Here is an 18,859-nt window from a genome sequence, read left to right as displayed (position 1 = left end):
TCACTGATGATGACGCCACTTATCAAGTGAGGAGCAGACCATGAGCGATGTGATGACGGCACCCTTGGCAGGTGAAGACGCCGGGATGGCCGCCGGTGATCTGCTGGTCATGCTGCGCCATGGCCCGCATGGCAGCAGCTGGCTGCGCGAAGGGCTGGAGGCGGCGATGGTCGCGGCGGCCTTCGGACGCGAGGTCGGGCTGCTGTTCACCGGTGATGGTGTGATGGCGCTGCTGGAAGGGCAGCAGGTCGGGCCGCTGGGGCAGAAGGGCAGTGACAACCTGCTGGCGGCGCTTGAGATGTATGACGTCGAGCGCTGCTATGTCGATGCGGCGGCGCTGCGCGCACGGGGCCTGACAGCGCAGGATGTCACGCTGTTGCCGGTCACGCTGCTCGAGCACGACGAGGTGGTCGCGCTGACAGTCGCGTTCTCGCGCGTGCTGAGCTTCTGACACGTCACTGCCGCCAACGCTGGCGACTGATATGCTCGCATCAGTTTCCTGATGCCATGTCGTTGATATCTCTTGATTGATGGCCAGCGTCAGCCCCAGCTTTCCTTGCCTGGATAATTGCATGAATCTACATCTACTCAATCGTTCGCCATTCTCCAGCCGCATCCATGATGATGTGCTCAATGCCATGGGCCCGGAAGACCAGCTGCTGCTGATCGAGGATGGCGTCAATGGCGCCCTCGACAACGCCGAGCAGCACCTTGCCGGGCTTGAGGGGCGGCTGTTCGCGTTGCGCGAAGACCTTGAGTCCCGCGGCCTGCTGGGACGCTGCGCGGAGAACGTCATCGTGGTCGACGTCGACGGTTTCGTCGCCCTGACCGAGGCCGCCGACAAGACCGTCAGCTGGTTCTGAGGCGTCAGGCGCTTCTCCCTTTCAATTTTCATGCAAGACAGTGAATCAGGATCTGTATGGCCAGTAGTGAAACGGTGCGCACACTGACGCTTGATGGACGTGATATCAGACTGGATGCGGAAGGCTATCTGGTCGATCTGGATGACTGGAGCCCGGCGCTGGCGGAAATGCTGGCCGCCGAGGAGGGGCGTGAACTGACGCCGGAGCACTGGGAGGTGATCGAGGTATTGCGTGACTTCTATCAGCGCTTCTCGCTCTCGCCGGCCATGCGCCCGCTGAGCAAGGCGATGACCCAGCGGTTTGGCTCCGACAAGGGCCGCTCGCTGCATCTGATGCGCCTGTTCCCGGACAGCCCGCCCAAGGTGGGCGCGCGCATCGCCGGGCTGCCCAAGCCGACCAACTGTCTGTGACGGTCAGCAGCATGCCTGAGTCGCCTTGCCCGTCGTGGTGCGCTGCGCTCAACGCGCAAGACCCGGCAGGGATGGCGACGTACGGCGTTGTCTGCGTTACTATTCGTCACAGCGTTGCAGTGTCGGCCAGGAGGCCGACACTGCTTCAGGTCCCGCGACATGGTCGCAAGGGCATTTGAATTCAGGCGGACAAGAGTCGACTTGCATGGGAAGAGCATTCCAGAACCGTAAAGAATCAATGGCGCGTACCTCTCTCAACAAGGCACGCGTGTATTCACGTTACGGGCGCGAGATTTACGTCTCGGCCAAGAACGGTGGCCTCGACCCCAACGGCAACCTGAGCCTGCGTCGTCTCATCGAGAAGGCCAAGAAGGACCAGGTGCCGACTCACGTCATCGACAAGGCGATCGACAAGGCCAAGGGCACCGGCGGAGAAGACTTCGCTCTGGCGCGCTATGAAGGCTTTGGTCCGGGCAATGTCATGGTCATCGTTGATTGTCTGACCGACAACAACAACCGCACCTTCGGCGAAGTCCGCACCTGCTTCAACAAGGGCAAGGGCAAGCTGGGCGCGCAGGGTTCGGTGTCGCACATGTTCGACCACCGCGCCATCCTGGCCTTCAAGGGTGCGGAAGAGGATGAGGAAAAGGTCCTGGAAGCGCTGATGGAAGCCGACGTCGATGTCAGTGATATCGAGCTCGACGACGGCATCATCACGGTTCTCGCGCCGACGACCGAGTACTTCAAGGCCAAGGGGGCACTGACCGATATCTACGGTGAAGATCTCGACTTCGAAGTCGATGAGATCAGCTTCATTCCGCAGATCCATACCGAAGTCGGCGGCGATGACGCCGAGCTGCTCAACAAGATGCTCGAGCTGCTGGATGATTGTGAAGACGTGCAGCAGGTCTATCACAATGGCGAGTTCGTCTGAGGCAGCATCTTGAACGTGATGCGACTGGCGGCTTCACGCTGACAGAAATGTGAATGTCAGTGTGGGAGGTCAGTCAGAGAAAAGCCCCGTCGGCATGCCGACGGGGCTTTTTCATGTCTCGACACTCAATACTCAACGCTCGGCGTGTCTCAGCAGTGCACGCGCTTCAGCAATGTGCATGGTGCTGCGCTTGCGGGGCCGTCTCGCGTGGGTCCGCCATGCCACCCTTGACGCCATGCTTCACCAGCCAGACGTTGACGGGCCAGGCGGCGAGCAGACCCAGGCTCAAGGAAATGATCAGCGAGTTCCAGAACAGCGGCTGATGCATGCCGGCGCCGCCCGCAAGCCAGAGGTCCACGGAAATCGCCACCACTTCCATCACCACGATGGAGGCCGTCTCGCTCTTGAAGGCATCACGAATCACCTGCGGCTTGTCGTCACTGCCACCCTGCAGCATCGGGCCGACCGTCAGCAGAAAACCGAACAGGTAAGCGAAGAGGAAGGTGATGATGGCGGTGGAGATATTGCCCATGGCCAACAGGCCCACCGCCAGGCTGACGCCGACGAATTCCCCCAGTCCGCAGCCCGAGTAGCAGTGCGCGACGCTTCTCAGCCCCTTGCGGGCATCACCGTTGGCGGCGATCTGGCGGCGCCCGGCGAAACGATAGACCAGCAGGCCAACGACACCGGAGTAGAGCGTGGTCAGTCCCCACACCCACTTCATCATCGGGGCCAGGTGGGCATTCTTCGTGGTCAGATCGCGCACGACCCAGATCAGCGCCGGTACCATCAGCAACAGCCAGCACAGCAGCAGGCTCCAGTGGGAAAGTGACTCACGTAACAGGTCTTGCATGATGACCTCCGTCGAGTGGATGTTGCAGGTGGCAGCCCGCTGATGGCGCGGCCCTCCTTGATAGCTGGTGGGGGCAGCGCGCCATATCAAGGGTGGCTTGTCATCGCCTGCTCGCAACCGCCAGTTGCTTTCGCCTGACAGGGGGACAGGGGGCAGAAGAACAGGCGAGGGTGTGCTCTCACGCCTTGTTAACCTTGCCGCAAGCCTCCATGGTGAAGGATGTCGGGTATTGTCCTTGCAACGTCGCCACTTTTTCCTGGAGCCATCATGTCGAGACACGCTGCTACATCCCTCGCACGCGCCGCACGTCAATTCGCCGGTATCGGTTTGATTGCCTCGCTTGCCGCGCCAGCCGTGGCCCAGGCGGCAGACGATGAAGTCTTCGGTTGGGTGGAAAAGGCGACCATCGAGCCGTGGGGCGTGATGGTGAAGGCCAAGCTGGATAGCGGCGCGCTGACCTCCTCGATGCATGCCGAGAATATCGAGACCTTCGAGCGTGATGACGAGGAATGGGTGCGTTTCGATGTCGAGGTCGAGGATGAGACCAAGGGTGAAAAGGTCGAGAATACCTTCGAACGCCCCCTGTATCGTGACCTGACGGTGTCCGGTGCAGGCGGACGTGATACGCGCCCGGTGGTGCTGATGACGCTGTGCATGGGCGGCGAGCGCTACGAGGAGCAGTTCAGTCTGCGCGATCGTGACGGCATGAATTATCCCGTGCTGCTGGGGCGTCGCACCATTCAGAGCCTGGGTGTGCTCGATGTGCGCAAGACTTTCCAGACCAGCCCGGACTGTGCCGAAGACGCGCCGCTGCATCGCTATGAAGACAAGGAATATTCCGACCGCATCGGCGCGGCGTCCTGATCTCATGTCGCGCTGAACGCTCATTGAGGAACGCGTACCGCGCATTTTCATCACAAGAGGGGGGCCAGCATGCCGGATGCCGCCAGCCAGCGACCTCAGCGTGACGGTTTGCCACTCATCAAGATCTACTACGACGCGCGCTGCCCGGTGTGTCGTCGTGAACGCGCCCGCTACGAGCGGCTGTCGCGCCAAGACGCCAACGTGGAGTGGTGGGATGCGACGGATAACGCCGAGCATCTCGCCGCTCGCGGCATCGGCCTTGAGCAGGCATTGCTGTCGTTGCATGTCGAGACAGCGCAAGGGCAGATCCGTGAGGGCATGCCGGCGTACCGCCTGCTGCTAGCGCGTATCCCCGGCCTTGCCTGGCTGGGGTGGCTGATCACGCGGCCGCTGATCGAGCCGGCGCTGACGCGAGTCTACGACGCCTGGGTGCGGCGTCGACTGTGTCGGGATGGCAGGTTGTGAGTGCCGACGAGCCTGATGCAGTGAGCTGGCTCCCCCATGGGAAGCCCTGCTGGTTTATCATGCTCTTTTGATATGCAAATGCTAATAGTTTTCGTTAGTATGTGAGGCACTGTCTGTTTCTTCACGTCTGCGAGCTTCCCGATGATCGACGCGCTTTCCCCGCTCTTTGCCGGTCCGATGGTTGCCTATCGCGACCTGATCACTACCTACACTCAGGTGCAGGAAGGCGATGAGGCGTCGCTCCAGCGTGTCGTGCCGGCGCGCGATGTGCTCAGCCCCGGTTGGCTGGCGGCGTGCATCGCCGCGCATGGCATGCAATACGAGACCAGCTCGGCAGACGCCGCTTCTCACCACAGCGGCCCCGATGAGCAGGCGCTGCTTTCCCAGTGGTCCAAGTACCTGTTGTCCTCGATGGTATCGCTGCCGCTGGCGGCCAATCTGCTGCTGGACCATCAACTGCCGCTGGAGCTTCGGCACCTTTCGCTGCGCCTTGGCGAGCATGGCGTAGTCACTCAGCTGATACTTGATGATGCGGCGGGGCAGGGCGCAAGCCTCCCGGCGGAGATCGAGTCGGCCGATGAGGCGACGCGTCTCCAGGCTCGCTTCCAGGGCTACCTGGCACATCTTGAGGCCGTCATCGAGCGCCTCGTGCCGCACACTGCGCTGGGGCCCAAGGTCTTCTGGAGCAACGCGGCGCATTACTTCGTCTATATCGTCGGCATGCTGGAAGAGCAGGGCTGGGTCGCGCAGGCGGCGCCGGCACGTCAGCTGATGGCGACCAGAATTCTGGCCGACGGGCGGCGCAATCCGCTCTATCAGCCGGTCAGCGACGTGATGGACCGCCATGGCGAACGGCATACGCCGCGCAAGGTGTGCTGCGTGCGTTATCGCATCGAGTGTCTGGGCTATTGCAGCAATTGCCCGCTGAGCATCGAGCGTGCACCGGCCCGCCGCGCCCAGACGCGTCGGGTCGATCAGCGTGCCAACTCGCGCGCGGCGCTGATCGGTAGCGACCTGTCCTGATAGATAGCGTCCTGAGTGGCAGCTGAGGGGCAGCGTCCTGTGTTGTTCGGTGCCCTCTGGTAAGATGGCGCCCCCTGTCATTGTTCGGTATGTCGTCATGTCCTCGTCTTCGCGCCGCCCACGCGGTGCCTCCTTCGCCAAGTCCGGCGCATCCTCCCGACACGACTCGGCTGACAGACGTCAGCAGGGCACCGCGGCTGGCCGTCGAGATCCTGCGGCCCGCGAGAAGTCCAGCGCGGCCAAGGCGCCTTCCAACAAGTCGCCTTCCATCAAGGTGATCCCGGCTCGCAAGGGTCAGCTGCATCCCCGCAACCCGCATCGTGGGCGCTATGACATGGCTGCGCTGGTCAAGGCGAGCCCGGCACTGGCGGCCTTCGTGATCAAGACACCCGCTGGCAGCGAGTCCATTGACTTCGCTGATCCCGTGGCGGTCAAGGCGCTCAATCGGGCACTGTTGAGTCGCCATTACGGCATCGCCCACTGGGACATTCCTGCCGGCTATCTTTGTCCGCCCATCCCCGGGCGCGCCGATTATCTGCATTACCTGGCGGACCTGATCAGTGAAGCGAATGGCGGTCAGCTGCCGGCGGGTGAGCACGTGCGCGCGCTGGATATCGGCACTGGCGCCAACCTCATCTACCCCCTGCTGGGCAATCGCAGCTTTGGCTGGCAGATGGTCGGCAGTGATATCAGCGTGCAGGCGATCGACTCGGCTCGCGCGATCGTGAGCGCCAATCTGCGCCTCAAGGGCCAGATCGAGGTGCGTCTGCAGACTGATCGCACGCGCCACTTCGCTGGTATCTGGGGCGCGGATGAGCGCTTCGATCTGGTGCTGTGCAACCCGCCGTTCCATGCCAGCGAAGCCGATATGGCGCGGGAATCGCAGCGCAAATGGCGCGGGCTCGACAAGTCGCGCCAGCAGCGCGGCAATGGCCCACGCAAGAGTGGGTCACGTAACGCGCCTGCGCTGAATTTCGCGGGTCAGGCGGCCGAGCTATGGTGTCCGGGCGGGGAAGAAGTCTTCGTCACCCGCATGATCCAGGAGAGCCGCAACGTCGCCTCGCAGTGCCTGTGGTTCACCTCGCTGGTCGCGCATTCGGCGAGCCTGACCGGTATCAGGAAAGCCCTCAAGCGCAGTGGCGCCAGCGAGGTCCGAGTGATCGAGATGTCCCAGGGGCAGAAGGTCAGCCGCTTCGTGGCCTGGTCGTATCTCACGCCCGACCAGCGTCGGCAGTGGGGGCGGGATCACTGGCAAGGGAAGTGAAGCGTCTGTCATAGCCGTATCAAGAGAGTCTTCGACTCAATGATGTCTTTGCATTGAAGCCCCCGTCGCCCAGCGCGACGGGGGCTTCTTGCATTGGCGGTTGTCATCCGCGCTTCACTTAAGCCTGCCTTAATAGTTTGCGGGCAAACTTTCTGCCAGAAACGCGCAGCCTGCCGGTTCCGATCGCTCCAGGATCTGTCATCTATCCGGCTTGCTCGACGCCCAGTCATTGCTCAGGAGTTATTCCATGAAGTCCGCGATCACCATGACATCGCCTGGTCCAGACCACCCCTTGGCGCAGGGCGAGGAGCCCTTGTGCGGAGGAGTTTCGGTGTTGATACCGGCTCGTGATGAGCGTGACAACTTGCCGAGCCTTATTGCCGAGGTGCATGAGGCGCTTGCGGGGCAGCGCTACGAGATCATCGTGGTGGATGATGGTTCCAGTGATGGCAGTTGGAGTTGGCTCAAGCAGGCTGCGCAGGAAGATTCACGATTGCGTCCCTATCACCATGGCACCAGTTTCGGACAGAGTACTTCGCTGTGGCAGGCTGCCCGGCTGGCGCGCGGTCGATGGTTGGCGACCCTGGATGGCGATGGCCAGAATGATCCAGCGGACTTGCCGGACATGTTGTCACTGGCAACGCTCGAAAAGCTCGACCTGGTAGCTGGTCATCGCACGCAACGCCGCGATGATGCCGTCAAGCGTGTGTCATCACGCTTGGCCAATGCCATCCGACAAGCGCTGCTGCACGATGACACGCCAGATACCGGCTGCGGAATCAAGGTCATGCGTCGTGATGTCTTCCTTCGGCTGCCGTATTTCGACCACATGCACCGTTTTCTTCCGGCGCTGGTTCGCGCCCAGGGTGGCAAGGTGCAGTCATTGGCAGTCCGGCACCGCGAACGAGTGGCAGGAGTATCCAAATACGGCTTCTTCGATCGGCTCTGGGTCGGTATTGCCGATATTGTCGGAGTGATGTGGCTTGTGCGTCGCTCGCGTCTACCGTCACCGCTCGAGAATATCTTTGGCCATGCTGCCAGTGAGGCCATCGACCATGGTTCGCTGCCGTTGGTGGGGACGCACGTGTCGACGCCCTCTGCATCCGCGCCAACAAGCCTGTTTGACTCCCCCTCTAGATATCAGGCTGACGGTCACGATGCAGCAGCAGGTGACAGCAACCCGGACCAGGCCGACGTGGCGCGGGGTGCCTGCTGATGGATGTCAGTCCGTGGTGGGTCGCTGTCGGTTTTGGAGGCCAGGCGCTGTTCTCGGCGCGTTTCATCATTCAGTGGCTGGCCAGTGAGAAGGCACGTCGTTCCATCGTTCCTCGTGCCTTCTGGTGGTTCTCGCTTGCCGGTGGCATGACGCTGCTTGCGTATGCCATCCATCGCGAGGACCCGGTATTCATTGCCGGTCAGGGGGCAGGGCTTTTCATCTATCTGCGTAATCTGAGCTTGATCAAGCGGGATCGCCGGTCACTCACGTCGCCTAGCAGCGAAGCGTCGTCCCAGGCACCGCAGGAGTCCACTGTCGTCGAACACGCTTGTGGCAAGACGGAAGAATGCGCATTGGGCACTGACGACTCCCTGAAGGCCAGGCTCGCGTCGCTGGAGATAGAAAACGCCCGACTCAAGACTGAAGTGGCACACCTCCATGCCAATTCCGTTCGGCACCAAGGGACAGGCGCATGAAGGCAATGACGCCAGCTGGCGGTGTGTACCGAAGACTTTCCCGCCATCCCTGGTGGGTCCTGGGGGCGTTGTATCTATCTGTCTCTGCCATCGGGCTTGGCATGCGTATGCCGTGGCCTGCCGATGAGCCACGCTTCGCGCTCAATGGTCTCGAGATGTGGATCACGGGGGACTGGTGGTTGCCACACCGCGCGGGAGAGCTTTATCCCGACAAGCCGCCGATCTTCATGTGGCTCAGTTCCTTGTCCACTGGCTTGGTGGGGGATATCCGCATCGGCTTTGCCCTGCCATCGCTGGTGGCCGGGGCCGCGACTCTGGGGCTGAGCGTGGACCTGATTCGCCGCCTGCATGGCCGGCACACAGCCTTCATTGCCGGGCTGTGGTTGCTCGCGTCAGTGCAGTTCATCTTGCAGGCTCGTACGGCTCAGATCGACATGCTGGTTACTGCTTTCATCCTGCTGGGTAGCTGGGGATTGTTGCGGCATGCATTGCTCAATGATGGCGTGCGCTATTTCTATCTCGGCTGCTTTGCGATGGGGCTTGGCATCCTCACCAAGGGGGTCGGGTTCCTGCCGTTGCTGATGTTGCCTTTCTGGCTGATGGCTGCGCGTCACGCATCGACTTGGCGCAGCAGTGGTCGTCGCGCAGGGCAGCTGACATCACGCGAGCTGTTGATCGGACTCTGCTGGATGCTGGCGGCTCCGCTGCTCTGGGTAGGGCCGATGCTGGTGATGTCCTTCGTGTCCGGCGATTCGGAGCTTGCCGCCTATCGCGACAACATCCTGCTCAAGCAGACCGCTGAGCGATATACCGACAGCTGGCATCATCTGAAGCCTTGGCATTACTTCCTGACCAGTGTGATTCCCTGGGCATGGATGCCGCTGCTGCTGACGCTACCCTCGTGGCCGAAGGCACTCGCTCGCAGCTTCTCGCGCCGCGATCTACGAGTCTGGCTGCCCCTGGTGGGTGCGGCATTGATGGTGGTCTTCTTCTCATTGTCTCCAGGCAAGCGGGGAGTCTATATCCTGCCGGCGCTGCCGCTGTTGGTGATCGGCCTGGCACCCATGTTGCCGGGGTTCTCACGTAAGCCTCATGTCTCCTGGCTGGGGTTTGCACTTTGCGCCGGACTGGCAGGCATCTTCCTGATCGCGGCACTGCTCGGTGTCTTCGGGTACCCGGCATTGGTGACGCTTGCCGAAAAGGAGGGGGTTGTGCCGTGGGGGTGGTGGGGGCTGCTGGGTGGCAGTGGTATCGCGCTCTGTGCCTGGCTGAAACCACGGAACGGCTTGTTGGCCTTGGGGATTTGGCTCGTGGTGTTCTGGATTCTGTGGGGCACCTGGGGGGCACGATTGATGGACCCGGTTCGCAATCCTGCCCTACTGATGGCGCAGGTTGCCGAGAAGAGCGATTACCAGGCATTGGCTATTCCCGACTTTCGTGAGCAATACATCCTGCAGGCGCGCCAGCCATTGTGGCACTTCGGTTACAAGACGCCGGAGGAAGACCAATTCTCGCGTCTCTATGCATGGCTGAAGGAGGCCCCGCAGAACCGCTGGGTCTTGTTGACACCCCGCAAGCTCAAGCGGCATGCCTGTCTGGATGGTGCACAGGCCATCACATTGAATGAGCCGGATGAGCAATGGGTACTGCTACCTGGTAGCGCGGCCGTGAAATGTCAGGGCAATCCCGATGCTGCGCCGATGTATCTGGCGCCGACCTCGGTCTCGAATGAAGCGGCACAGCTGATCGGACTTCCCCAGCGACATACTCTGATGCCGGAGGTTCAGCCGTGAAGTGTCAGAAGCAACTTTCATGTGCGATATCCCTGGTGGGTAGGGGGTCCCATTCGTTGATCAACCTGAATGCCAGCGAGCGAATATGTTGGACGCTATGGGGAGTGTTGCTGATGTCAGCAGCGCTGGCACGACCCTATCTGTCCATCGATGAAACTCGCTATGTCTCGGTGGCATGGGAGATGTGGCATGCCGGCAGCGGGTTCGTCTCGACCATGAACGGGGCGGCCTACGCTGACAAGCCGGTACTGTTGTTCTGGTTGGTTCACGCCGGATGGGTGGTCTTCGGAGTCAATGATGTCTGGCCAAGATTGGTGATGCCGCTGGTCAGTCTGCTGGGTATCTGGCAGATAGGGCGTGTCGCCCGCACCCTGAGGCCGGCCACTGGCCTGGCCGATGCCGAACGGCAGAGACATGAGCTTTGGGTACGCATGGTGCGTTTGATGCTCGCCGGTTGTCTGATGTGGGTGCTCTATAGCCAGGCCTTGATGTTCGATGTGCTGTTGACGACGTGTCTACTGGGCGCGTTGCGGCCCTGGTGTACACCACAGGGAGGGCAGCCGTTCAGTCTGAGCGTCGTGCTCGAGAGTGGTGTGTGGCTGGGGTTGGCCTTGCTGGCCAAAGGGTCGGTCGCACTCTTGTGGTTTCTGTTGGTGGTCGGCTCGCGCCCCTGGTGGACGCAAGCACAAGCCCGCGAGGTGTGGGGCTGTGAGTGGCGCGGTTGGGTGTTGAGCCTGCTGCTGGGCATCGCGGTGTTGTGCATCTGGTTGCTTCCCGCCGTCATCACTGGTCCTCCCGACTATGTCGAGGATCTGCTTTGGGGCCAGACGGCAAGCCGCGTCATCTCCGCGCAGGATCATGCTCGACCGCCATGGTGGTATCTACCGTGGCTGGCGGTGTTGATCTTCCCGCTCAGCTTGCGCCCGCGATTGCTGATCGAGGGGTTTCTGGCCTCGGTTGCTCGGCGGCCAACGTCAGAGCAACCCTTGCTGAAGCTGGGACGCTTCTGGGCACTGGGCGGACTGCTGGTCTTTTCACTTATCTCCGGCAAGCAAGTGCATTATCTGATGCCGCTACTGGTACCGGTGAGTCTGCTGCTGGCCTGGGCTGCTCTGCGCCAGCCTCCGGCTCGCACATCGCTGAAACTGCTGGCGATGATCAGCGGTGGCCTGGGACTGACAAGCCTGGCGTTGGCGGTCATCGTCATGCCCGCAGGCTGGCTGGCTGATGCCTCATTTCTGCCGACCCATGCAGCGCTGGTGGCTTCGGGCAACGCAAGCCTTGCGTGTCTCATGGCGGGAGCTAGCTTGCTGGCCTTGATGGTATGGCTATGGCCTTCCGTGGATGAGGCGAGACGCTCCATCACGGCTCAAACACCTGCCGCTGAGTCACTGGGCAATAGCGCGCTGAATGCTCAGCGGCGACTGGCGCTGGGCAGCGTGTTGCTGGTGACCTGCTTGCTGGCCCTGACATTACGTCCGTTATGGCCACGTCTGGATCAGACTGCCCTGGCTCAATGGGTTCAGCACCATCAACAGGAGGGCCAGGAGGTGGCCGTCGTTGGCTGGGACTATCAGGCAACCTGGCAGTTTCTGGGGCGACTGACCCAACCGCTGAAGCAATTGAAGCGCGATTCGAGTCAGCTGAATTCCTGGCAGGCAGCGCATCCCGATGGCTGGTTGATAATCGAGGCTGACAAATGTCTGCGTCTACCCGACACGCCAGGCCCTCTGGCCGGCATGCGTGATTGGTGTCAGGCGGCAGTAGACGATGGAGACAATGCCACGCCGGTCTTTCGTCAGGGACGCCACCGATTATTGACGGTACCCGCAGCGGCATTGGGCGGCCCCTCATCAGCACCAACGGCGTTGGTCATGACCGTTCAGGAGAAACGATGAGCATGAAGATACTGGTAACTGGGGCTGCAGGTTTCATTGGTGCTGCTCTGTGTGAGCGACTCTTGAAGGAAGGCCTGCAGGTCGTCGGTCTCGACAATCTCAACCCCTACTATCCGTTGGCGCTGAAGCAGCACCGCCTGACACGTCTCGAAGCACTTGCCGGGCAGTGCGTTGCTGCCCCCGGGAATGCACGCCGGTTGGGCAGCTTTCGCTTCGTCAAGCTGGATCTTGTCGAACGTGAGACGCTTCGCACATTGATGCAGGAGGAGGAGTTTGATGTCGTCGTCAATCTGGCGGCCCAGGCTGGGGTGCGCCACTCCATCGCTCAGCCTTTTGATTATGTCGACAGCAACCTGGTCGGCTTCGTCAATCTTCTTGAGGCTTGTCGTGACACGGCCCCGAGCCATTTGCTCTATGCTTCCAGCAGTTCCGTTTACGGGGATGATACCCGTCAGCCTCTGCAGGAATCCCAGGCGGGTGTACGCCCGCTCTCGCTGTACGCTGCTACGAAGCGCTCAAATGAATTGATGGCTTACAGCTACGCGCATCTCTATGGTTTACCGGTGACAGGGCTACGCTTCTTTACCGTGTATGGTGCCCGCGGGCGCCCGGACATGGCGCCACTTCGTTTCGCACGCAAGCTGCTGGCCGACGAGGTGATCGATGTCTACAACCATGGACAGATGGCACGTGATTTCACCCATGTCAGTGATATCGTGGAGGGCATCTACCGACTTATGCACCTGCCGCCGACGCAGGAAGTGAATGCCGCTCCCTCGCGTGTCCTGAACCTCGGGCGTGGTGAGCCCATCGCTTTGGGGAACTTCATCAATGGCCTCGAGGCAGCGCTGGGTGTCCCGGCTCGCAAGCGTCTGCTGCCGATGCAGCCAGGGGATGTCGAGCGTACCTGGGCAGATACCTCGACACTCGAGACGCTGACCGGCTTTCGCCCCAGTGTCAGTCTTGCCACAGGGCTTGAGGAGTTGGCTGAGTGGGCGCAACAGTATCCGTCATTGCTGAGAGAAACCGATGATGAGCAATCGCCCCGGGTGAGATGTCCTGATGAAGCAGGCGTCGCTGCAGGTGGACATTCTGGACGCATGACAAAGGCCGGCATGTCCGCCATGACGGCCTTGGCCTTCAGTAGTGGAACTCTCTTGAAGGCCTGAGTGGGATTCAGCGGCTGTATATCTGAGGTCAGGTCGAGAAGCGTCCACCCCTACAACGCAAGGAGCCCCGCCAGTGAACTGGCGGGGCTCCTTGTATCTTGCCTGTCAGCCGCTATCAGCAGCGACCCTCGCAATTGGCAGGCTTGTCGTTGGCGATGCGCCAGTCTTCCTCGTTGGCCAGCGTGGCCAGCGGCGACAGCATCGAGAAGTCGAACTCGGTGAGGCAGGTACCGCGTTGTACGCGCTTGGGCCAGTCATGATTGGCCAGCGCCGAGCGACCGATGGCGACCAGGTCCGCGTGCTGCAGGGCGGCCTGGGCCTTCGCGACGCTGGCGACATTGCCATTGGTGATCAGCGTGATGTCTGACTCCAGTGCCTTGCGTGATTGGTCGGCAAGCGCCGTCAGGCTGAGGCTGCGCTCACGCTCGTCGTCTGCCTCGGGGAAGGCGGGGGCATCGACATCACTGCCGGTCAGGTGCAGGAAATCCAGCCCAGCTTCCATTAGCTTGGCGAGGCGCTCGCGGGCCTCGTCAGGGCCGCCCTGCCAGGTGAGCTCAGGCTCGGTCACGGTGCCCTGGGAGAGGCGCATGCCGATGACGAAGTCGGCGCCGACCGCCTCACGCACGCTGCGGATGACCGCCAGTGGGAAGGCCAGACGTGCGATGGCGTCGCCGCCCCAGGCATCGTCACGCTGATTGAAGCGCTCACTGATGAACTGGTGGATCAGGTAGCCGTTGGCACCATGCAGCTCGATACCATCGAAGCCGGCTTCCTTGGCGCGACGGGCGCTGGTGGCAAAGCCGGCGATCGCGTCATGGATTTCCGCTTCGCTGATCTCGCGGGCCAGCGGGAAGGGGCCGGAGCCACCGTAGAAGCTGAGCATCTCGCCACTGGCGCGGCTCTCGGAGGGGGCGACGACCTCGTCCTTGAAGCGGTTGTGCTGGGTCTGGGCGCCGGCATGCATCAGCTGGGCGATGAGGCGCCCACCTTGTTGATGCACGGCGTCGACCACCGGGCGCCAGCTGTCCTGCTGCGCCTGGTTGGCCAGCCCCGGCTGGTTGGCGTAGCCCTGGCTGAAGGCTTCATCGGTGTAGATGCCTTCGGTGATCAGCAGCGAGAAGTTGCCCCGCGCAAAATCGCGATAGTAATCGACCATGTCAAAGTGCACCTGGCCGTCATCCTGCGCGCTGGTGCGCGTCATCGGGGCGAGCACCAGGCGATTGTCGAGCTCCAGCCCGGCGAAGGCATGGGGGGTGAACAGTGCGGTGGTGTCTGTCATCTAGTACGTCTCCCGCGGAAAGCATTCCGCTGTCGTATCCGGTCGTAGGCCCTGAGCAACTGCGTGCACGAAGAGGTGAAGATCGACGCAGTGCGGTGGCCTGAATGAATGATCGACGGATCATCTGTATGCCCTATATCGTGCCTGCCGCACCTGGGGGTCACAAGCCGGAACGCTGGAAGGAGAGTGTTGTCGTTTTGACAACCTGTGCATGTAATTGACTGAATTTGCGAGATTTTTTCTCAAACAATTCAGGGTTGCTGCATGAAGTGGCAACGCAGTGCTGCTTTCCATGCACATAAGCATATGCGCGCAACGACGCAGGCCCCGCTACCGTGGGTTGCGGGGCCTGCGTCTTGAGCGCCAATCGTGCCTATGGCGAGTGCTCCGTGCTGATGATCACTTGCCGTCGCACTGGGCGTTCTGCTTGCTGCTACCGGAGGGCGGGCAGCCGAACCAGTTCTCGGTCGGCTTGGCCTGGCCCGTGTTGGCGTGGCGGCCGCCCTGGCTGCCGATCTTGCCGCCATCGAGGCTTTTCTGTACCTGGTGCGTGGCGTTGTCCTTGGCTTGCTGCCGTGCCTCGGGCTGTTCGTTCTGTTGATAGTGCGCGCCGTTGTCAGCTGCGCCGTCTGCGGTGCGCTTCGAGTGGCTGGGCGTTGGCTGGCCCTGCGAGGAATGCTGGGAAGAGGCCGCGCCGCTGGTCCCTGTCTCGGTGTTCATCTCGTCGAAGGCCTGAGCCGGGGAGAGGCCCAGCAGGCCCAGCATCACTGCGGCGGCGCCGATGCCACGGCGCAGGCGGGTGCTCGCGGTAGGTCGCTTGCCTAAGAGCAGATCAGTGCGCAGGCGATGGAGAGAGGCATTGTCGTCAGTGATGGCTGTCGAGGTTCTGTAGAACATGATGAGGGGACTCCTTGCGGGTCTGGCTGCCGGTGTCGGCAGCCGCGCGGGTGAGGGATTCACCGGCGACGCATGAGGTGTCGGCAATGCTGCGCTCTCTTGCGAGTGCGCGCTGCCAGACATGAGAGGATGATGTGAGTGACTGTAACTCGGCGTTGCGCGCCGGGTAATCGATGGAACAGTTATCGGGGCATACCAAGGGAATTCAACTCTTGTTCAATAATTGGCCGTGGCGACGGGCGCACTCGTCGGGGTGGGTGGCATGTCTTGCTCACTCGAGTGAGGCGCAGCCGGCACGCGATCGATCAGACACTTGTGATGGCAAAAGGGCAGACGCCCCTTGAAGTCATGGCGTGCCATGACAATGTGGGAGGGACAGGGCAACGGCCCTGAGTGTTCACCCAGTCAAGGAGACAGGCATGACGATCAAGAAAACCGGTTCCGCGCATTGGGAAGGTAGCGTCAAGCAGGGTAAAGGCACTGTCAGCAGTGAAAGTGGTGCGCTCAAGGATCAGCCTTACGGCTTCAATACGCGCTTTGAAGATGGCGCTGGCACCAACCCCGAAGAGCTGATCGGGGCGGCCCACGCCAGCTGCTTCTCGATGGCACTCTCGATGATGCTGGGCGAGGCGGGGCATGAGCCCAAGGCCATCGATACCACCGCCACCGTCCATCTGGACAAGGAAGACAGCGGCTTCAGCGTGACGAAGATAGCCCTGGTGACCAAGGCCGATGTGCCGGGCATCAGCGAGGCAGATTTCCAGTCCACCGCCGAGAAGGCCAAGGGCGGCTGCCCGATCTCCAAGTTGTTCACCGCCGAGATCTCGCTGGAAGCCTCGCTGGTCAACTGAGGCGTCGCCTGCAGGCGAGCCGTTGCAGATGAACAGCCCTCAGGCGCTGATCACGACGACAATGACTCGCGTGACCGCAGGCATCATCTCTGCGATGCGAGCATGAAAAACCGCCCCTCGGGGCGGTTTTTTCGTTGTGCGCGCGGTGAGCTTTCCCAGCGCGTGTACTAGCGCTTGTCTGAGCCGCTTTCAGAACCGTTTGCTGACTCGCTTTCTGCCCCCTTGCCTGACCTCCTGTCTGGGCTCATTTCCATTGCCTCATCCTCGCTGATCTCGCCGGCATGCTGCATGGCATTGCGGCGCGACTGCAGCCGCGTCAGTGGCTTGCGATCCGGCGTGCAATACCAGCGAATGTTCTCGCGTGAGCATTGCTCCAGCTCGGCGATCACCTGGGCGCCGAGCAGCAGGATCACGGCGCCGATCTCCAGCCCCAGCAGCAGCACGATCAGCGTCGCCAGCGAGCCGTAGACGGCACCGACGAAGGACAGGTGGGTGAAGTACCAGCTCAAGGCGAGGCGTGTCAGCTCCCACAGGGTGGCCGCGACCAGACCCCCGACCAGCGCGCGGCGGGTCGAGACGCGGGTCTGGGGCAGTATCTTGTAGATGGCGCTGAACAGCCCGAACATGCCAACGATGCTGATCAGATAGATCACCTCGCTGCCGGCATCGCCCAGGGTCAGCTCGATGCCGGTCAGCAGCGTCAGGGCATCATTCATCGCCGAGGCCAGCGCCACCAGCAGGGTCAGCGCCAGCAGGCCCGCGCCCAGCACCATCACGAAGGCGTAGGGCAGCAGGGCGGAAATCCACGCGCTGCGCTTACGAATCACTGGATGCTGATGGAAGATCAGCGCAATGGCGTCTTCCAGCATGCGAAAGGCCAGCCCGGCGAAGAACAGCAAGCCGCCCATGCCGATCCAGCTGATCACCTCGCGATTGGCCAGCAGCTTGCGCACCGCGTCCAGCAGGATATCTTCCTGGCCCGGCCCCAGATGCTGGACCTGAATGGCGATGATGCTCATCAGGCGAGTTTCATCCACCAGGTGCGTCAGCAGCACGCAGAGCAAGGCGAACAGCGGCACGCTGGACAGCAGGATGTTGTAACCGACGCCCCCGGCCAGCAGCACGCCACGGTTGGCGATGAACTGTCCGATGACGCGCAGGGCGAAGGCCAGCAGGCGCGGCAGAAAGCGCAACAGGCGGCTGCTCACGGAGTCTGCAGCAGGGTCTGGCATGGCTGGGCATCCTCGCGTTGGTTCGTGATGTCGGTTCAAGGGGGATATCAGCCGCGCTGCCGAGCGCGATGCTGGAAGAACGTCGAGGCGGTATAGAGCGCCAGACCGCTCCAGATCAGCACGAAAGTGATCAGCATCGTCGGATGCAGGGTTTCCTTGAAGATCAGCAGCGCGATCAGAAACTGCATGGTCGGGTTGATGTACATCAGAAAGCCCACCGTGGCGAGTCGCAGGCGACGCGCCGCACCGGCAAAGGCGAGCAGCGGCAGCGCGGTGAGCACGCCGCTGGACATCATCAGCACGCTGGCGGGTAGTTCAAGCGGGCCGACATCGCTGGCCGTGAAGTGCGATTCGCCCGAGAACCACTGGCCGCCGATCAGCAGTAGCGCGAGTGGCGCGAGCATCATCGTCTCGACCAGCAGGCCCGACAGGCCATCCAGCGCGATGCGCTTTCTGAGCAGCCCGTAGGTGCCGAAGGTCACAGCCAGCGAGAGCGTGATCCACGGCAGTTCCGTCAGGCCGACCAGCTGCAGGCTCAGGCCGAGGATGGCCAGCCCCAGCGCGAACAGCTGCACGCGCGACAGGCGTTCCTTCAGGAACAGCATGCCCAGCCCGACATTGACCAGCGGCGTCATGAAGTAACCCAAGCTTGCCTGCAGTACCTCATGCACCTCTACCGCGTGGATGTAGATGCCCCAGTTGAGCGCGATCAGGATCGAGCAGGCCAGCACAGGCACAAGCTTGCGGGGTTCGGCGAAGGCAGCGCGCACCGGTGACCAGCGCCGGATGACGCTGATCAGCAGCACCATGAACACGCAGCTCCACAGGATGCGGTGCAGCAGCACTTCCCAGGCGGGAATGCCCTCGAACAGCGCGAAGTAGAGCGGAAAACAGCCCCACATCACATAGGCGCCCAGTCCGAAGCCGACGCCCTTGGCGCTCTCGCGGCGTGCCTTGGCCAGACTCTCGACAGAGGGGCTTGTCTGCTCCCGCCTCATGCGGAGTCGCTCGAACCATCCTGCGCCAGCGGTTTGCCTGCGATCTGCGCCAGCGGTTTACCTGCGATGTAGTAGCCCGACGGTTCAAGCGCGATGAAGAAGCTTTCGGCCTCTGGGTAGCCGGCCTCGTTCATGGCCTGCGCGATGGACTGGGCGCACAGATCGCGCACCTGTTTGCCACGTTCGAACCACAGCACCTCGACGAAGGGGAAGGCATCGACGAGCTGACCATCGAACACATACTGGGTGGTGATGCACTCCAGCGTGAATTCGTCGCGCGCGGTGGCGGTCGCTTCGCTCAGCTGATCGATCAGTGCGCGCGAGACAGGGGCAAGACGGGCAGGCGTGACACCGTGGAAGCGAAGCTGAGGCAT

20 protein-coding genes are annotated in these 18,859 nt (G+C 61.9%); 14 read left to right on the top strand and 6 right to left on the bottom strand.

Features of this window, described 5'->3' with window-relative positions; translation table 11 throughout:
• Window positions 1-40: 40 nt before the first annotated feature.
• From tusC to NH396_RS04805, 4 genes are all read left to right on the top strand, one after another.
• Window positions 41-451 carry a sulfurtransferase complex subunit TusC gene (tusC, locus tag NH396_RS04820; RefSeq protein ID WP_253062103.1) on the top strand — a complete coding sequence of 137 codons (411 nt, stop codon included), beginning with the start codon at window positions 41-43 and terminating at the stop codon, window positions 449-451.
• Window positions 452-572: 121 nt separating this feature from the next.
• A complete protein-coding gene (gene tusB / locus NH396_RS04815) occupies window positions 573-863 on the top strand; it encodes a sulfurtransferase complex subunit TusB (protein WP_043335056.1) in 291 nt (96 codons plus the stop codon).
• Window positions 864-919: 56 nt separating this feature from the next.
• Entirely contained in the window at window positions 920-1,273 is a 354-nt protein-coding gene (locus NH396_RS04810; RefSeq protein WP_176676713.1) for a TusE/DsrC/DsvC family sulfur relay protein, read from the top strand.
• A 205-nt stretch (window positions 1,274-1,478) separates the two neighbouring features.
• Window positions 1,479-2,207 carry a YebC/PmpR family DNA-binding transcriptional regulator gene (locus NH396_RS04805; protein WP_176676714.1) on the top strand — a complete coding sequence of 243 codons (729 nt, stop codon included), beginning with the start codon at window positions 1,479-1,481 and terminating at the stop codon, window positions 2,205-2,207.
• 166 nt (window positions 2,208-2,373) lie between these two features.
• Here the strand turns inward: NH396_RS04805 and NH396_RS04800 are convergent, their stop codons facing one another.
• On the bottom strand, window positions 2,374-3,060 hold the full coding sequence (locus NH396_RS04800) for a DUF4396 domain-containing protein (RefSeq protein WP_176676715.1): 687 nt from the start codon (window positions 3,058-3,060) through the stop codon (window positions 2,374-2,376).
• A 267-nt stretch (window positions 3,061-3,327) separates the two neighbouring features.
• Here NH396_RS04800 and NH396_RS04795 point away from each other — a divergent pair, with 267 nt between their 5' ends.
• The 9 genes from NH396_RS04795 to NH396_RS04755 all read left to right on the top strand — a co-directional run bounded on the left by NH396_RS04795 (window position 3,328) and on the right by NH396_RS04755 (window position 13,228).
• On the top strand, window positions 3,328-3,924 hold the full coding sequence (locus tag NH396_RS04795; protein WP_176676716.1) for a RimK/LysX family protein: 597 nt from the start codon (window positions 3,328-3,330) through the stop codon (window positions 3,922-3,924).
• Between the two features lie 69 nt (window positions 3,925-3,993).
• The gene (locus tag NH396_RS04790) at window positions 3,994-4,389 is read left to right on the top strand and encodes a DUF393 domain-containing protein (RefSeq protein WP_176676717.1); all 396 of its coding nucleotides are present in this window, start codon (window positions 3,994-3,996) and stop codon (window positions 4,387-4,389) included.
• Window positions 4,390-4,530: 141 nt separating this feature from the next.
• Complete coding sequence (gene fhuF, locus NH396_RS04785; protein WP_176676718.1) at window positions 4,531-5,412, top strand: siderophore-iron reductase FhuF; 882 nt, start codon at window positions 4,531-4,533, stop codon at window positions 5,410-5,412.
• A gap of 97 nt (window positions 5,413-5,509) precedes the next feature.
• Window positions 5,510-6,676, top strand: coding sequence for a 23S rRNA (adenine(1618)-N(6))-methyltransferase RlmF (gene rlmF, locus NH396_RS04780; protein ID WP_176676719.1), 1,167 nt, complete (start codon window positions 5,510-5,512; stop codon window positions 6,674-6,676).
• Between the two features lie 331 nt (window positions 6,677-7,007).
• Window positions 7,008-7,892, top strand: a complete 885-nt coding sequence (locus NH396_RS04775; RefSeq protein WP_253062101.1) for a glycosyltransferase family 2 protein — start codon at window positions 7,008-7,010, stop codon at window positions 7,890-7,892.
• A complete protein-coding gene (locus tag NH396_RS04770) occupies window positions 7,892-8,368 on the top strand; it encodes a lipid-A-disaccharide synthase N-terminal domain-containing protein (RefSeq protein WP_253062099.1) in 477 nt (158 codons plus the stop codon). The genes NH396_RS04775 and NH396_RS04770 overlap by 1 nt, the downstream gene beginning before the upstream one ends.
• 101 nt (window positions 8,369-8,469) lie before the next feature.
• Complete coding sequence (locus NH396_RS04765) at window positions 8,470-10,161, top strand: glycosyltransferase family 39 protein (protein WP_253062097.1); 1,692 nt, start codon at window positions 8,470-8,472, stop codon at window positions 10,159-10,161.
• Window positions 10,162-10,274: 113 nt separating this feature from the next.
• Window positions 10,275-12,059, top strand: coding sequence for a hypothetical protein (locus NH396_RS04760; RefSeq protein ID WP_253062095.1), 1,785 nt, complete (start codon window positions 10,275-10,277; stop codon window positions 12,057-12,059).
• Complete coding sequence (locus NH396_RS04755; protein ID WP_366071440.1) at window positions 12,056-13,228, top strand: NAD-dependent epimerase/dehydratase family protein; 1,173 nt, start codon at window positions 12,056-12,058, stop codon at window positions 13,226-13,228. Before NH396_RS04760 ends, NH396_RS04755 begins: the two co-directional genes overlap by 4 nt.
• Before the next feature lie 115 nt (window positions 13,229-13,343).
• Here the strand turns inward: NH396_RS04755 and NH396_RS04750 are convergent, their stop codons facing one another.
• Together NH396_RS04750 and NH396_RS04745 are read right to left on the bottom strand one after the other, a co-directional pair.
• A complete protein-coding gene (locus NH396_RS04750) occupies window positions 13,344-14,507 on the bottom strand; it encodes an NADH:flavin oxidoreductase (RefSeq protein WP_176676722.1) in 1,164 nt (387 codons plus the stop codon).
• A 399-nt stretch (window positions 14,508-14,906) separates the two neighbouring features.
• On the bottom strand, window positions 14,907-15,404 hold the full coding sequence (locus NH396_RS04745) for a hypothetical protein (protein WP_176676723.1): 498 nt from the start codon (window positions 15,402-15,404) through the stop codon (window positions 14,907-14,909).
• 419 nt (window positions 15,405-15,823) lie between these two features.
• Here NH396_RS04745 and NH396_RS04740 point away from each other — a divergent pair, with 419 nt between their 5' ends.
• Window positions 15,824-16,255 carry an OsmC family peroxiredoxin gene (locus NH396_RS04740; RefSeq protein ID WP_176676724.1) on the top strand — a complete coding sequence of 144 codons (432 nt, stop codon included), beginning with the start codon at window positions 15,824-15,826 and terminating at the stop codon, window positions 16,253-16,255.
• Between the two features lie 167 nt (window positions 16,256-16,422).
• Here the strand turns inward: NH396_RS04740 and NH396_RS04735 are convergent, their stop codons facing one another.
• The 3 genes from NH396_RS04735 to NH396_RS04725 are packed head-to-tail and all read right to left on the bottom strand — an operon-like array spanning window position 16,423 to window position 18,859.
• Window positions 16,423-17,487 carry a YihY/virulence factor BrkB family protein gene (locus tag NH396_RS04735; RefSeq protein WP_176676725.1) on the bottom strand — a complete coding sequence of 355 codons (1,065 nt, stop codon included), beginning with the start codon at window positions 17,485-17,487 and terminating at the stop codon, window positions 16,423-16,425.
• A 47-nt stretch (window positions 17,488-17,534) separates the two neighbouring features.
• Window positions 17,535-18,485, bottom strand: a complete 951-nt coding sequence (rarD, locus tag NH396_RS04730) for an EamA family transporter RarD (RefSeq protein ID WP_176676726.1) — start codon at window positions 18,483-18,485, stop codon at window positions 17,535-17,537.
• Window positions 18,482-18,859 (bottom strand): DUF1904 family protein, encoded by a 378-nt coding sequence (locus NH396_RS04725; protein ID WP_176676727.1) that lies wholly within the window; start codon window positions 18,857-18,859, stop codon window positions 18,482-18,484. The genes rarD and NH396_RS04725 overlap by 4 nt, the downstream gene beginning before the upstream one ends.

The sequence above is a fragment of the Cobetia sp. Dlab-2-AX genome (assembly GCF_024124625.1).
GTDB lineage: Bacteria > Pseudomonadota > Gammaproteobacteria > Pseudomonadales > Halomonadaceae > Cobetia.
This window is presented reverse-complemented; position numbering and strand designations above follow the sequence as displayed.